At 73.3% G+C, this 12,539-nt stretch carries 13 protein-coding genes; 6 read left to right on the forward strand and 7 right to left on the reverse strand.

The annotated features are described in order from the left end of the window. Positions 1-55: 55 nt before the first annotated feature. Positions 56-1,054 carry an LD-carboxypeptidase gene (locus tag ACFQ46_RS02450; RefSeq protein ID WP_380256854.1) on the reverse strand — a complete coding sequence of 333 codons (999 nt, stop codon included), beginning with the start codon at positions 1,052-1,054 and terminating at the stop codon, positions 56-58. A 98-nt stretch (positions 1,055-1,152) separates the two neighbouring features. On the opposite strand from ACFQ46_RS02450, the gene ACFQ46_RS02455 reads away from it, so the two are divergent. Together ACFQ46_RS02455 and ACFQ46_RS02460 are read left to right on the forward strand one after the other, a co-directional pair. After that, positions 1,153-1,797: a GNAT family N-acetyltransferase gene (locus tag ACFQ46_RS02455; RefSeq protein ID WP_380256856.1), complete on the forward strand. Its 645-nt coding sequence runs from the start codon at positions 1,153-1,155 to the stop codon at positions 1,795-1,797. Positions 1,798-2,016: 219 nt separating this feature from the next. Continuing rightward, on the forward strand, positions 2,017-3,933 hold the full coding sequence (locus tag ACFQ46_RS02460; RefSeq protein ID WP_380256858.1) for a SpoIIE family protein phosphatase: 1,917 nt from the start codon (positions 2,017-2,019) through the stop codon (positions 3,931-3,933). Between the two features lie 183 nt (positions 3,934-4,116). On the opposite strand, the gene ACFQ46_RS02465 is transcribed toward ACFQ46_RS02460, so the two are convergent. Further along, positions 4,117-4,641 (reverse strand): hypothetical protein, encoded by a 525-nt coding sequence (locus ACFQ46_RS02465; RefSeq protein WP_380256860.1) that lies wholly within the window; start codon positions 4,639-4,641, stop codon positions 4,117-4,119. A gap of 737 nt (positions 4,642-5,378) precedes the next feature. Here ACFQ46_RS02465 and ACFQ46_RS02470 point away from each other — a divergent pair. Together ACFQ46_RS02470 and ACFQ46_RS02475 are read left to right on the forward strand one after the other, a co-directional pair. After that, positions 5,379-6,623: a multidrug effflux MFS transporter gene (locus tag ACFQ46_RS02470; protein ID WP_380256862.1), complete on the forward strand. Its 1,245-nt coding sequence runs from the start codon at positions 5,379-5,381 to the stop codon at positions 6,621-6,623. Between the two features lie 38 nt (positions 6,624-6,661). Further along, the gene (locus ACFQ46_RS02475; protein ID WP_380256864.1) at positions 6,662-7,282 is read left to right on the forward strand and encodes a pyridoxamine 5'-phosphate oxidase family protein; all 621 of its coding nucleotides are present in this window, start codon (positions 6,662-6,664) and stop codon (positions 7,280-7,282) included. A 19-nt stretch (positions 7,283-7,301) separates the two neighbouring features. Here ACFQ46_RS02475 and ACFQ46_RS02480 read toward each other — a convergent pair whose 3' ends face one another. After that, positions 7,302-8,228 (reverse strand): NAD(P)H-binding protein, encoded by a 927-nt coding sequence (locus ACFQ46_RS02480; RefSeq protein ID WP_380256866.1) that lies wholly within the window; start codon positions 8,226-8,228, stop codon positions 7,302-7,304. A gap of 71 nt (positions 8,229-8,299) precedes the next feature. Between ACFQ46_RS02480 and ACFQ46_RS02485 the strand changes: the two genes are divergently transcribed. After that, complete coding sequence (locus tag ACFQ46_RS02485; RefSeq protein ID WP_380256868.1) at positions 8,300-8,734, forward strand: MarR family winged helix-turn-helix transcriptional regulator; 435 nt, start codon at positions 8,300-8,302, stop codon at positions 8,732-8,734. A gap of 222 nt (positions 8,735-8,956) precedes the next feature. Here ACFQ46_RS02485 and ACFQ46_RS02490 read toward each other — a convergent pair whose 3' ends face one another. The 4 genes from ACFQ46_RS02490 to ACFQ46_RS02505 form a co-directional block, all read right to left on the reverse strand. Beyond that, positions 8,957-9,826, reverse strand: coding sequence for an ATPase domain-containing protein (locus ACFQ46_RS02490; RefSeq protein ID WP_380256870.1), 870 nt, complete (start codon positions 9,824-9,826; stop codon positions 8,957-8,959). Between the two features lie 37 nt (positions 9,827-9,863). After that, positions 9,864-10,649 (reverse strand): cation diffusion facilitator family transporter, encoded by a 786-nt coding sequence (locus ACFQ46_RS02495; RefSeq protein ID WP_380256872.1) that lies wholly within the window; start codon positions 10,647-10,649, stop codon positions 9,864-9,866. Further along, positions 10,649-11,005, reverse strand: coding sequence for an ArsR/SmtB family transcription factor (locus ACFQ46_RS02500; RefSeq protein WP_380256874.1), 357 nt, complete (start codon positions 11,003-11,005; stop codon positions 10,649-10,651). The genes ACFQ46_RS02495 and ACFQ46_RS02500 overlap by 1 nt, the downstream gene beginning before the upstream one ends. Before the next feature lie 107 nt (positions 11,006-11,112). Further along, positions 11,113-11,853, reverse strand: coding sequence for an SDR family oxidoreductase (locus ACFQ46_RS02505; RefSeq protein ID WP_380256876.1), 741 nt, complete (start codon positions 11,851-11,853; stop codon positions 11,113-11,115). A 63-nt stretch (positions 11,854-11,916) separates the two neighbouring features. On the opposite strand from ACFQ46_RS02505, the gene ACFQ46_RS02510 reads away from it, so the two are divergent. Then, complete coding sequence (locus ACFQ46_RS02510; RefSeq protein ID WP_380256878.1) at positions 11,917-12,480, forward strand: TetR/AcrR family transcriptional regulator; 564 nt, start codon at positions 11,917-11,919, stop codon at positions 12,478-12,480. The last annotated feature ends 59 nt before the right edge of the window (positions 12,481-12,539 follow it).

Genomic DNA, 12,539 nt, shown 5'->3' on the forward strand with positions numbered 1-12,539 from the left:
GCCCCGCCCGCGCCCGTGGGGGAACGAGGCGGCCCGATCGGCGGGGACGCCGAGGTCAGCGGACGACGGCCGGCTCCAGCAGCGACAGCCCGCGCCGGCCCGCGTCGAGTGCGACCCGGATCCCCACCGGCATCGGCAGGTTCGGGCCGGCGTGGCCGAACTCCACCCCACCCAGGACGGGGACGTCCCGGTCCCCGAGGACGTCCAGCACGATCTCGCGCAGGGACGGTGACGGATCGGGTCCCTCGAGCCCGTCGACGAGGTGCGGGACACCCACGACCATCCCGCCGATGCGGTCGAGGACACCGGCGTGGCGCAGCACGTGCAGGTAGCTCCACACGTGCGAGGCGTGCCCGTCCATCTCCTCCCAGAACAGCACCGCGCCGGTGAAGCGCTCCACCGGCAGGGCGTACCGCGTGGCCTGGACGAGGGCGATGCGGTTGACGACCCCGCCGAGGAGGGGTCCCTCCGCCCGCCCGGGGCGCCAACACTCCCAGGACGGGGTGGTGGGCAGGGCACCGATCGCCTCGGTCCCGGTCAGCAGCCTGAGGTAGAGGTCCTCGAGCTCGGCCCGACGTCCTGCCGGGGAGCGTCGCCACGCGCCGCCGAGTCCCGGGGTGGCCAGGTCGGCGTGGAAGCCGACCAGGCCCGTCCGCTGGTGCAGGACCAGGTGCAGCAGCGAGACGTCGCTGTAGCCGAGGATCGGTTTCGGGTCGCTGAGGACCGCGTCGACGTCGAGGAGGTCGAGGTAGCCGAAGGCCGTCTGGCCACCGTCGTGGGCGACGATCGCGCGGACCTCGGGGTCGCGCAGCAACCCGTTGAGCTCCGCGGCGATCTCCGCCGGTGTGGCCGCGCTCCACCAGTGCTGCAGCCCGACCCGCAGCAACGGGGCGCGCCGCACCCGGAACCCCATCCGTTCCAGGACCGCTTCGGCCTCCCGGAGGTCGGGTTCGTACTGCGCGTGCAGCGGCCCCGACAGCGACGCGATGACGACGAGGTCCCCCCGTACGAGGGCACGGGGTCGCAGGACCGCGGGCGGGCCGTCGGTGATCACCGAGGCAGTCTGGCGGGCCGCTCCGTCCGCACGCCACGCCTTGGTCGCGTCGGGGCAGACCGGTCGCACGACGACGCGCCGGGCCCGAGACTGCGCCCGTGCCCAGCGCTGCCCCGTCCACGACCTGCGCGACCTACGAGGGGAGTGCGCCTCCTGGGACGTGGGCCGAGGTCACGGCCCTGTTCGTGGCCGCGTTCGCGGCGGCCCCCTACGGGGAGGACCCGCAGGAGCTGGCGCGCATCCGGACCTGGGGGCCGACGCAGCTGTCCCACCCGGGCGGACGACTGACCGTGGCCCGGCAGGGTGAGCAGTGCGCCGGCTTCGCCCTGGTCCACGGTCTGGTCGAGGACCAGCCGTGGCAGGCGATCCTGGCCACCCTGGCCGCACACCCGGCCGCCGTCGACGCCCTCGAACGACCCGAGGACGCCCTCGTCGTCCACGAGGTGGCGGTCCACGAGGGGTTCCGCGGCCGGGGAGTCGCGCGCACCCTCCTGCGGGAGGCCCTGCGGGACCGCGACGAGGCGCGGGTGCTCATCGGGGTCTACGAGAGTGCGGAGGACGCGGTGGCGATGTACGAGCGGTGGGGTCTGGTCCGGGCCGGTTCGTTCCGCGGTCCGGACAGCGACGTGACCCTGCTGGTGCTCACCTCGCTCACGAGTGACCTGTCGCTCCGGCTCTCGACGCCGTCGAAGCGCGTGCGCGTCCCCGGACCCGTGGGGGATCGCGGTCCGCCGGCGCCGTGACCGCCGCCACGCGTTCCCTCACGTGGCACGGAACGTGTGCGTCCTTGTAGCGTCAGTGACGACCGTCGGAGAGACGCAACCTGGTGCGCCCCCTGCCGTGCGACGAGCTCGAGGAGGAGTGGTCCCGCTGCAACGATCCACCCCAGGTCCCGGCTGACCCGGCGCACCCGCGCACGGACCGGGGGTCGCGGTCCGGGAACACACGTGCGAGGGAGAGACATGGACACCGGCGGGCTGGGTCACGGTGAACCCCTGCCCGCGGGGACCCCGCTGAACGGTGAACGCCCCCGGGAGCCCGGACCGGCACGATCGGGACAACGTGACACCCGGGTCGCCGTCGACGCCGTCCTCCTGCCGTCGATGTTCAGCAGCGCCCCGGTGGCGGTCCTCGCCCTCGACCAGGACGGCGCGGTCACGGCCGTCACCCCCACGGCCGAACGTCTCCTGGGCTACGGCGAGGCCGAACTCATCACCCACCCGTTGCACGAGCACCTGCACCACCAGCACCTCGACGGACGGACGGTCGCGGCCGCGGAGAGCCCCATCCTGCTCGCCCTCCGGGGAGCGCGTCCTGCCGCCGGGGAGGGGGTGTTCCTCCGCCGGGACGGCTCCGCCCTGGTCCTGGCCTGGGCCTTCGCCCCCACCGTCCTGGCCCGGACCCTCGTCGGTGGTGTCCTCACCCTGTCCGACACCACGGCCCAGCACGCCGAGGCCACCCGTCAGCGACAACGGCTCGACGCGCTGGAGGAGGCCAACGTCCGCCTGGCCCTCCTGGCCGAGGCCTCCCGGGTCCTGGGCGGGGCCGACGACGTCGAGGACGGGTTGACCGCCCTGGCCGAACTGCTCGTCCCGGCGCTCGCCGACTGGGTCACCGTCGACGTCCTGGCCGAGGACGGGACCAGCCTGCGGCGGGTGGCCCTGGCCCACCGCAACCCCGACCTCCGTGCCACGGCTGCCGCGAACCTCGGCCCTCTGCCGTCGCTGGAACCGGCGATGACCAGCCGGTTGGCGCAGGTCCTGCACGGTGCGGGGATACAGCACCAACGCATGCCGGCGCCGGACCAGGCGTGGACGCTGGACGTGGACGCCCTGGCCGGCAACCGTCTCGAACTGGCCCGGCAGCTCGGCGCGTCGGAGTGGGTCACCGCTCCGTTGCGGGCCCGGGGGCGCACCCTGGGAGCGATCACCCTGGTCCGCACCGATCCCTCCCGTCCCTACCGGCAGCAGGACTCCGACTTCGCCGCCGACCTGGCCGTCCGCGCGGGTGCGCTGCTGGACACCACCCGCGTCCTGCAGCGCCAGGCCCGGCGCGCCGAACAGATGCAGCGGGCGTTGCTGCCCGAACTCGCGCCGCGGATCGGGTCACTGGACCTGGCCGGGCTGTACCAGCCCGCCAACGACTTCGCCCAGGTCGGAGGCGACTGGTACGACGCCTTCGCCCTGCCCGACGACAGCGTCGCCCTGGTCATCGGCGACGTCGCGGGCCACGACCTGCACGCCGCCACCCGCATGGGGGCCATCCGGCACAAGCTCCGTGCCCTGGCCGGGGACCGCATCGCACCACCGTCCGAGGTCATCGCGCGTCTGGACCGGATCCTGCACCGCTTCGCCCCCGACGACCTCGCGACCCTCGTCTACGCGCGCCTGCACAGCGACGCAGCCGGGACGACGTTGCAGTGGGCCAACGCGGGGCACCCGCCGCCGCTCCTGCTCCGGGCCGGCGAACCCGCGCGGCTGCTCGACGAGGTCGTGGACCTCCCGCTCGGCGTCGACGAGAACGAGGAGCGGACCGACGCCCGACACCTGCTCACGACGGGACGACTGCGCTTCACCCCGGAACCGCCGAACCCCGCCGGAGACGGTCCCCCCGCCCCGGGGACCGGCGGGCGCTCGCCGGGATCGAAGGCGCACACGCTGGTCCTGTACAGCGACGGTCTGGTGGAACACCCGGACGAGTCCCTGACCGTCAGCTTCCAGCGGTTGCTGGCGGCCGGCGAGGACCTCACCGACACCCCGCTGCAGGACCTGCCCCGAGAACTGCTGCGACGGATGGGACCCACCGGCCTGGACGACATCGCCGTCCTCGCCGTGCGGATCGACGTGCCGGAGCAGTCCTTCCGCCACCCCGACGGGTGAGGCGACGTCGGAGCCGTTCCGTTCCCCCGTGCCACGACGCGGCACCACTGGCGAACAGCACCGCGCAGGCGAGCGCCGAGGAGCCAGGAGACGACCGGCGGTGGAGGGTCGAGAGGGTGCTCGGGACCCGTGCGGTCATCGACGGAGGTCCGACCGACCTCCACCTGGACGACGGCGGACGCTTCAGTGGCTGGCCGCGCCGCGCCGGGACTCCAGCACAGGTTCGACGAGGCGTTCCACCACCGCACCGGTAGCCACCGCGGCCACCGCGGCGTGCAGGACCTCGACGACGCCCTCACCACCGCGCCAGGCCCGCGGCGGTGCACCGGCGCCGGTGGCGTTCTCCAACGTCTGGTCCACGATGATCCGCGCCAGCGTCTGTGCCACGTCGGCACGGACCCGCACCAGTCCACTGGCCCGCCACACCCCACGCAGGGCACCCAGTGCCGCACTCGTCGCCACCACCATCGTCAGGGTCGCTGCGCCGGGCTGGTCGTCCTCGCCCGGGGAACGTCCGGCCAGGAGCAGCAACGTCCGGCCCGGCACGTGGGAAGCGCGACGGCCGGTGACGGCCCGCTCGAGACGCTGACTGGCGGTCATGGCCGCCGCCCCGGCCAGCCCACCCAGCAGGCCACGGCCCGCGGCCGCGGCGAGGACCGGCCCTCGTCCGCGCCGGTCAGCGTCCGAACTCGTGATCACCCATGGCACGAGGTCACCTTGTACCGGCCGCACGAGGACCGCCAGCCACGGCGGCGACACGCACCGGAACACCACCGACGCCGCTACGTCCCAGCACGCGGCTCGACGCCCGACCCGTCGCGACTCCGGACCAGGTCGAGAACCCGCCGCGCGACGCGGCCGGCCGCAGCGGTCTGAGGGGGAGTCTCAGCGCGGCCGACGAACGACGTCCTGGACACGACGCACGCCGACCGAGTTTCGACGAGCCGTCTTCGAGCTTCGTGCCGCTGCGCCAACGGGCCGTCCCGACGGAGTTCCCCGGGGCCGGTGTCGAACGCGCATCCGGTGACGCGCCGGGGGTGCTCATCGCCCACCTCGGCCACCGACACCGCCTCCACCCCGCCCGCAGCCGGTAGTCCGAGCTGACCCGACGGCACAGTCCCCGCTCGTCGTCGTCGTGCAGCGCCGCCAGCACACCCCGCACCGCCTCCCGGGGGTCACCCGCCCCGGCACCGCAGGGACCGGTGGAGCGCCAGAGGACCAGGGCGCTCACCACGACGAGCAGCACCAGCCCGCCGACGACGACCGGTGCGGACCGGCGGGACGGGCCGGTGCCGTGGAGCAGTTGCGTCACGAACTCACCGTGCCGCAGCAGCGACCGCCACCGTGCGGCTTCGCTCCGGTCAGGAGGGTTGCGCCTCCTGGCCATCGGGGCCCGCGGCCGCGCCGGCGGGTGGTGCAGCCGCCGGGGTGTGAAGCTGGTCCGGATGGCTGACACCGCAGGAACCGCCGAGACGTCCTCCCCACCCGTCGGACGGGACACCGCGGTCGGGCTGCCACCGCTGCTGCCGCTGGCGGTGGTGGTGGGGATCGCGCCGCTGGCCACGGACATGTACATCCCGGCGCTGCCCGCGATCGCCGCGGACCTGGGCACCAGCACGTCCGCCGTCCAGCTGTCCCTGACCGCCTTCCTCGTGGCCTTCGCCGTCGGGCAGCTGCTCATCGGACCGATCTCCGACGCGGTGGGCCGCCGACCGCTGCTGCTGGCCGGGACGACGGCGTTCGCCGTGGCCTCCGTCGTCTGCGCGCTGGCTCCGGACCCGGTGACCCTGGTCGCGGCGCGGTTGCTGCAGGGTCTGGCCGGCGCGGCCGGGTCCGTCGTCGGGCGGGCGGTGGTGACCGACGTCCTGCAGGGCGCGGCCCGCGCCCGGACGATCAGCTCGCTCGCCGCGATCAACGCCCTCGGCCCCGTCCTGGCCCCGCTGTTGGGGGCGGCACTGCTGCTGGTGGGGGAGTGGCGGTTGATGTTCGTCGCGCTGGCGTGCCTCGGCCTCGTCCTCGCCGCGAGCGTGAAGCTCACCTTCCGCGAGACGCTCCCCCCGCACCGCCGGGCCTCCGGGGTCGGGTTGCGCGCCTCGGCGGCCCGCATGGGGACCCTGCTGCGGATCCCGCGCTTCAGCGCCTACCTGGTGACCTCGTGCTGCGCCACCGCGGGGTTCTTCGCCTACATCGCCACGAGCTCGTTCGTCTTCCAGAGCGAGTTCGGCTTCTCGGAACCGGCGTACACGCTCGTCTTCGCCACCAACGCGTCGTGCATGATCGCGAGCACGCTGGTCTTCCGTCGTCTCGTGCGGCGCCACGACGAGGACGTCCTGCTCTCGATCGGGCTGAGCGTCGCCGCCGTGGGGTCGCTGGGCGTCCTGACCGCAGCCCTGCTCGGCGCGGGACCCGGACCGGTCTGGGCCTGCCTGGCCGTGGTCACCGGAGCCTGGGGTTTCGTGATCACCGGGTCCGCGACGCGGACCCAGGCCCTCGGGCAGGCCCTCCCCGGGACGGCCGCGGCGTTGCAGGGCGGCCTGGCCTTCGGCGTCGGGGGTCTGGGGACACCGCTGGCCGGGGCCCTGGGCGGGACCGCCGTCGCCATGGGGGCGGTCATGGCGTCGGGGCTGACCGTCGCCGTCGTCATCCAGCTCGTCGCGACCCGCCTCGCGGCCCGCGCCCACCGGGGCTGAACCGCCCGCGGACGGCGGGAGTCGGCAAGACTGCGGGCATGCAGGAGATCACCGACGAAACCGAACTGCGCGAGCTCATCGGCGAACCGCTGCCGCGGGCGTGGGAGAAGGAACGCACGTCCCTGCACGAGCTGGACCGGGCCTGGCTGGCGGCGTCCCCGTTCTGCTTGCTGGCCACCGCCGGCGCCGACGGCTCCTGCGACGTCTCGCCCAAGGGCGACCCGGCGGGGTTCACCCTCGTCCTCGACGAGGGGACCATCGCCATCCCCGAGCGCCCGGGGAACCGTCGCGTGGACAGCCTGCGCAACATCCTGACCAACCCTCACGTGGGGTCGATCCACCTGATCCCCGGCCGGGGCGACACCCTGCGCATCAACGGTCGCGCCCGCCTCGTGCGCGACGCCCCCTTCTTCGACGACATGGTGGTCAAGGGCCACCGCCCGGTCCTGGCGATCGTGGTCGAGGTCGAGCAGGTCTTCCACCACTGCTCCAAGGCGTTCCTGCGCTCGCAGCTGTGGCAGCCGGAGACCTGGGCGCCGCAGGCCGTCCCCCCGCGGGCCGTCCTGGCGCAGACCCTGGAACGACCCGACGCGACGCTCTCGGACCTCGAGGACTACTACGGTCCGAGCTACGCCGACGGGCTGTACCGCGGCCAGTGACCCGTCGGCGCCCCGCGGCTCAGGCGGTGCGGAGTTCGGCGCGGTGGGCCGCGGCGAAGTCGGCGACGGTGACGGCGGGGCGTCCTAGCAGGTCGGGGACGTCGGTGGTGCACAGCCGGCCGTCGTCCGCACCGCGGCGCACCACGTCCACGAACTGGTGGACGAGGCCCTTGGCCTGCCACGCGGGGGCACCCGTGGCGCGCAGCACGCCGTAGAAGAGCGGCGCGGGGACCTGGACGTAGCGCACGCGGTGCCCGAGCGCCGCGGTCAGCACGCCGGCGACCTCCGGGTAGGACAGCGGCCGGTCGCCGGTGAGCCGGTAGACCCGTCCGTCGTCCCCGGCGCCGCCCTGGACGGTGGGGTCGGTGAGGACCCGGGCGCCCACGGCGGCGACGTCGAGCACGTCGATCCAGGCGGTCGCCCCGTGCCCGCTGGTCTGCGGCAGCCACCCGCGCCGGATGGCCGCCGCCTCCACGAGCAGGTTCTTCGTGAACGCACCCGGCTGCAGGCGCGTCCACGCCAGACCGCTGCGCCGCAGGTGCTCGTCGGCCAGGGCGTGGTCGCGGGCCCAGGGGATCGCCGAGCGGGGGTTGGCGTCGGAGGCGGACACCTTGACGACGTGGCGGACCCCCGCGGCGACCGCGGCGTCGATCGCGTCGCGGTTCTGCCGGAACTGCTCCAGGCCCGGGGGAGTGTTCAGGAAGACCTGGTCGCACCCCCGCATCGCGGTGCGCAGGCTGTCGGTGTCCTCGAAGCTGCCGAGGACGGCGTCGAGGCCGCGCTCGGTGAAGGCGCGGACCTGTCCGGGCCGTCGGGCCAGGACCCGGAACGGGACGCCCCGGGCGGCGAGGTCGTCCACGAGGTGGGTGCCGACGTCCCCGGTGGCGCCGATGACCAGCGACCGGGCCGGGGTGACGTCGGGACGGGGCGGGGTGGGGAGAGTCACGTCGACCTCTTCACTAGCAGGAACCTGTTGGTGAGAGACTGCACTCCTCTCGAGGAGGTGGCAAGCCGACCGTGGACGTGACCGAGGACGACATCGACGCGCTCGTGACGTGGTCGCTGATCCGCGCCGCGCACCGCGCCCAGCGCGAACTCACGGCCGTGTTCGCCCACCACGGGTTGTCGCCGGTGCAGTTCGGCGTGCTCTCGCACCTGGGCACCGGAGCCGAGTTCACCCAGGCCGAACTGGCCCGCAAGGTGCTGGTGCGACCGCAGTCGCTGAGCGGGGTCCTGGACGGGATGGTGGCCCGCGACCTCATCACCCGGGACTCCGAGCGGACCAAGGGACGGCGCAACCCGCTGACCCTCACCCCCACCGGCCGCGACCTGCTCGCCGAGGTCTGGCCGTCGGTCCAGGAGGCGAACCGGCCCGAACGGTTGGACATGAGCGCGGCCGAGGTGGCCGCCCTCAACGAGGTCCTGCTGCGGATGGTCGACGGGGACGGGTGACGTCTCAGGTCCGGCCGACCAACTGGGAGTCCGGTGACCGGTGCGCCAGAGAGCGGTTTCGGCGACGTGGTCGTCCTCGTGAACCCCGCTCGTCTCGAGCCGCCCGTCGATCAGACGGCAGTCGCTCTGCTCGTCGCAGCTGTTCGTCTGCCGATCACCGCGAAGGCTGCACACCGAGGACAGGGGGCGCTGCCGGCGGAGTGGAACCGGAACCGCTCACGATCACGTCCCCGGAACCTCTGTCGCCCCGGTGGGCATGAGATCTCCCACGCTGATGCCTCGTTCGTCCACGACGAGTTCCCGCACCACGTTCTCGTGGTGGCTACCGCGCATCCGCTGGACGTGGATGCCGCGGCGAATGGTGGCCCCGAACTCCTGCAGGCGCAGCACGACGATCGTGTCCACCAGACCGGTGAGGTTGTCCGCCGTGCTGGCACCGCCGGCGGAAGAGGAACCCGGGTGCAGCGCCGGCGGGGTCGCGGTGATGAACGTCGCGAGACCGATGCTGCGCACGTGGGCCGTGATCGCCAGCAGGAACCCCCGGTAGGACGGCTGAGAACCCAGCCGTTCCAGCGATGAGAGTCCATCCAGCACCAGTCGGGTCGGATGCAACCGTTCGATGAGTTCCTGGAGCTCCACCAGGTGATCGTCGAGGGAGGCGACCTCGGGGTAGAACGACTGGATCGACACCTGGCCCCGCTGACCGACTTCCGGGTCCGCCGTAGGAGAACTAGCTGCGGGAGAACTACCCGTCGACGAGCTGTCGACCACCCACTCGTAGTGCTCGAGGTCGCATCCCAAGGCCGCGCCGTTGGCCAGAACCTGTTCACGAGATTCTTCGTAGGCCATGACCAGCACCTTCTCCCCCGACCGCACGCCTTCGGCGACGAACTGGGTGGCCATCATCGTCTTTCCCGCCCCCGTGGGGCCGGCCACCAGCGTCGTCGACGCACGCAACCGGGGCGACCGGTCAACGCCCGCGGAGACCGGCGACGCCCCGGTTCGAGCCGCGCCCGCGCGACATCCACCTCCGGCAACGGTGAAGCACCTGGAAGCCGGCCTGCTAGCCACCTCACTGCGTCCGAGGAACACCCCGGACGACCCGCGATGTCGTCAGCCGCAGCAGTCGTCAGCCGCAGCAGTCGTCTCCGCACCCGCACCTGCCCGCCACCACGTTCTCGCTCGGGGCGTCGTCACCCAGCAGGCCGGCGTGGGGCGCGCAGCACCCTTCCCCGTGCCAGGCCTGCCAGCCCTCCTTCACCGCGATGACGGCGATGACCAGCCCCGCGATCGGATCCGCCCACGACCAGCCCAGGAGGGCGTTGACCACCAGCCCCACCAGCAGCACCGCGGAGAGGTAGGTGCACAGCAGCGTCTGCTGGGAGTCGGCCACCGCGGTGGCCGAACCCAGCTCACGTCCCGCCCGGCGCTGGGCCGCCGACAGGAACGGCATGACCAGCAGGCTCAGCGCCGCCAACCCGATCCCCACGCTGGAAGGTCGGGCCTCGCCGGAGCCGAGCAGAGCGCGCAGGGACTCCACGCTGACGTAGAGGGCCAGGGCGAAGAAGGACACCGCGATGATCCGCAACGCGCGGTGTTCCCGGGCCTCGCGCAGGGCGTGGTCGCGCGCGGAGAACTGCCAGGCGACCGCGGCGGCGGAGGACACTTCGACGATCGAGTCCAGCCCAAAGCCGATGAGGGCGGTGGAGCCCGCACGGTGGCCGGCGGTGAGGGCCACGACGGCCTCGAGGACGTTGTAGGTGATCGTCGCGCCCACCAGGAAGCGGACCCGGCGCGTCAGCGTCTCCCGCCGCGCCTGGCGCTGCAGCGCCTCCGCCTGCCCCTGGTCGCGAAGCGGAGGAGCCGGCGCAGGGGTGCTGGAGGTGGGCGTGATCGAGAGCAGCGGGCGGTCCATCAGCAGCAGTCCTCCCCGGCCTCAGCCGCGGCGCAGGCGGCAGCGCAGGCGGTCGCGTCGACGGCCAGGACGGTGCCCAGCAGGTCCTCCAGTGCCTTGCGCAGTCCACCGTCGGCCAGTTCGTAGCGCATCCGCTTGCCTTCTGGGACGGCCACGACCAGCCCGCAGCCGCGCAGGCAGGCGAGGTGGTTGGACAGGCTGGTGCGGGTCACGCCCAGACGCTCGGCCAGCTCGGTGGGGTAGGCACCACCGGTGCGCAGGGCGACCAGGACCCGGGCGCGGGTGGGGTCGGACAGGGCATGTCCGAAGCGGGCCAGGACCTCGATCTGAGTGCTGGTGTGCGTGAGCGTCTCCACCCATCGACGCTACAGCTTTGACTGACGTCAGTCGACGCTGACGCTTTTCCCGGTGGCTGTCGACGTCGCGGTCGTCCCGTGATGTGCGCGCCGGCGCCTCGGTGCGGTCAGCCTTGTCGCGTGGGTCGGATCGTGAGGTCCCCGATCTCGACGTCGTCGGGCTGGTCGATCGCGAAGGCGATCGCCCGCGCCACGGCCGTCGGGTCGATGCCGAGATCGGACATGTTCTGCTTCGCCTGCGCGCGCAGCTGCGGGTCGTCGACGGCGGAGTCGATGAGCTCGGTGCGGACGTAACCCGGGGAGATCGACGTCGTGCGCAGGACCCCGTCGGTGCTCTCCTGCCGCAGGGCTTCCAGCAGGGTCCGCACCGCGTTCTTCGTCCCGGCGTACACCGCCTGGGTGGGGACGATCTTCAGACCCGAGGTGGAGACCACGGTGACCAGGTGGCCGCTGCCCTGAGCGCGGAACACCGGCAGCGCGGCGGCGATGCCGTGCAGGACGCCCTTGACGTTGACGTCGACCATGGCCGACCAGCCCTCGACGTCGAAGTCGGTGATCGGGCTGATCCTGCTGATCCCGGCGTTGGCGACCAGGACGTCGAGACGGCCGAACCGGGCCAGAGCCAGGTCCACGAGCGAGCGGAGGTCGTCGGGGTCGGTGACGTCCACGCGCACGGCCGCGGCTCGCCCGCCGGCGGCGGTGATCTCCTGGACCAGCTGGTCCAGCCGGTCGGTGCGGCGGGCACCGAGCACCACGGCGGCGCCGTGGGAGGCGAGGTGGCGGGCGGTGGCCTCACCGATCCCGCTGCTGGCGCCGGTGATGGCGATGACCTTGTCCTGGACGGTCACGAGGGCTCCTCCGCCGAGTACAGTGGACACGTGTCCGGTTACGCCGAGAACCATAGCGGACAAGTGTCCGTTTCTGTCGAAGGTGACGATCCCCGTCGTGCCGACGCCCGCCGCAACCGCGAACGGATCCTTGCCGCGGCGCGCCGGCAGCTGCGCGAACCCGGGGAGCTGAAGCTCAACGCCGTCGCCAAGGCCTGCGGCGTGGGGCAGGGGACGCTGTACCGGCACTTCCCCACCCGCGAGGACCTCCTGGCCGAGGTCTACCGCCACGACGTCGCCGAGCTCGTCGCGGCCGCCTCGGACCTCCTCTCGACCAGGAGCCCCGTCGAGGCGTTGGCGGGCTGGTTCGAGCGGGTCGCGGCCTACGCCCGGGTGAAGAACCACGTCTTCGCCGCCGTGGAGGCGGCGACGTGGCGCGACCTCGCCGCCCACAGCCTGGGCCCGATCGGGGAGGCGGTGGAACTCCTGCTCGCCGCCGGCCGCGCCGGGGGGAGTCTGCGCGCCGACGTGGACGCTCGCGACGTCATCGTGCTGATCGGCTGGCTCTCCCGCCTGGACGACACCGAGCTCGACGAGCGGGGCCCACGGTTGCTGTCCGTCCTGCTCGACGGACTGCGAGCGCGGTAGGACCGGCCGGTCACGCTCCCGTCGATCTGCGTGAGGTCTCGCCGCCACCGCGACGAGAG

It is taken from the genome of Kineococcus sp. GCM10028916, from assembly GCF_042674865.1.
Taxonomy (GTDB): Bacteria; Actinomycetota; Actinomycetes; order Actinomycetales; family Kineococcaceae; genus Kineococcus.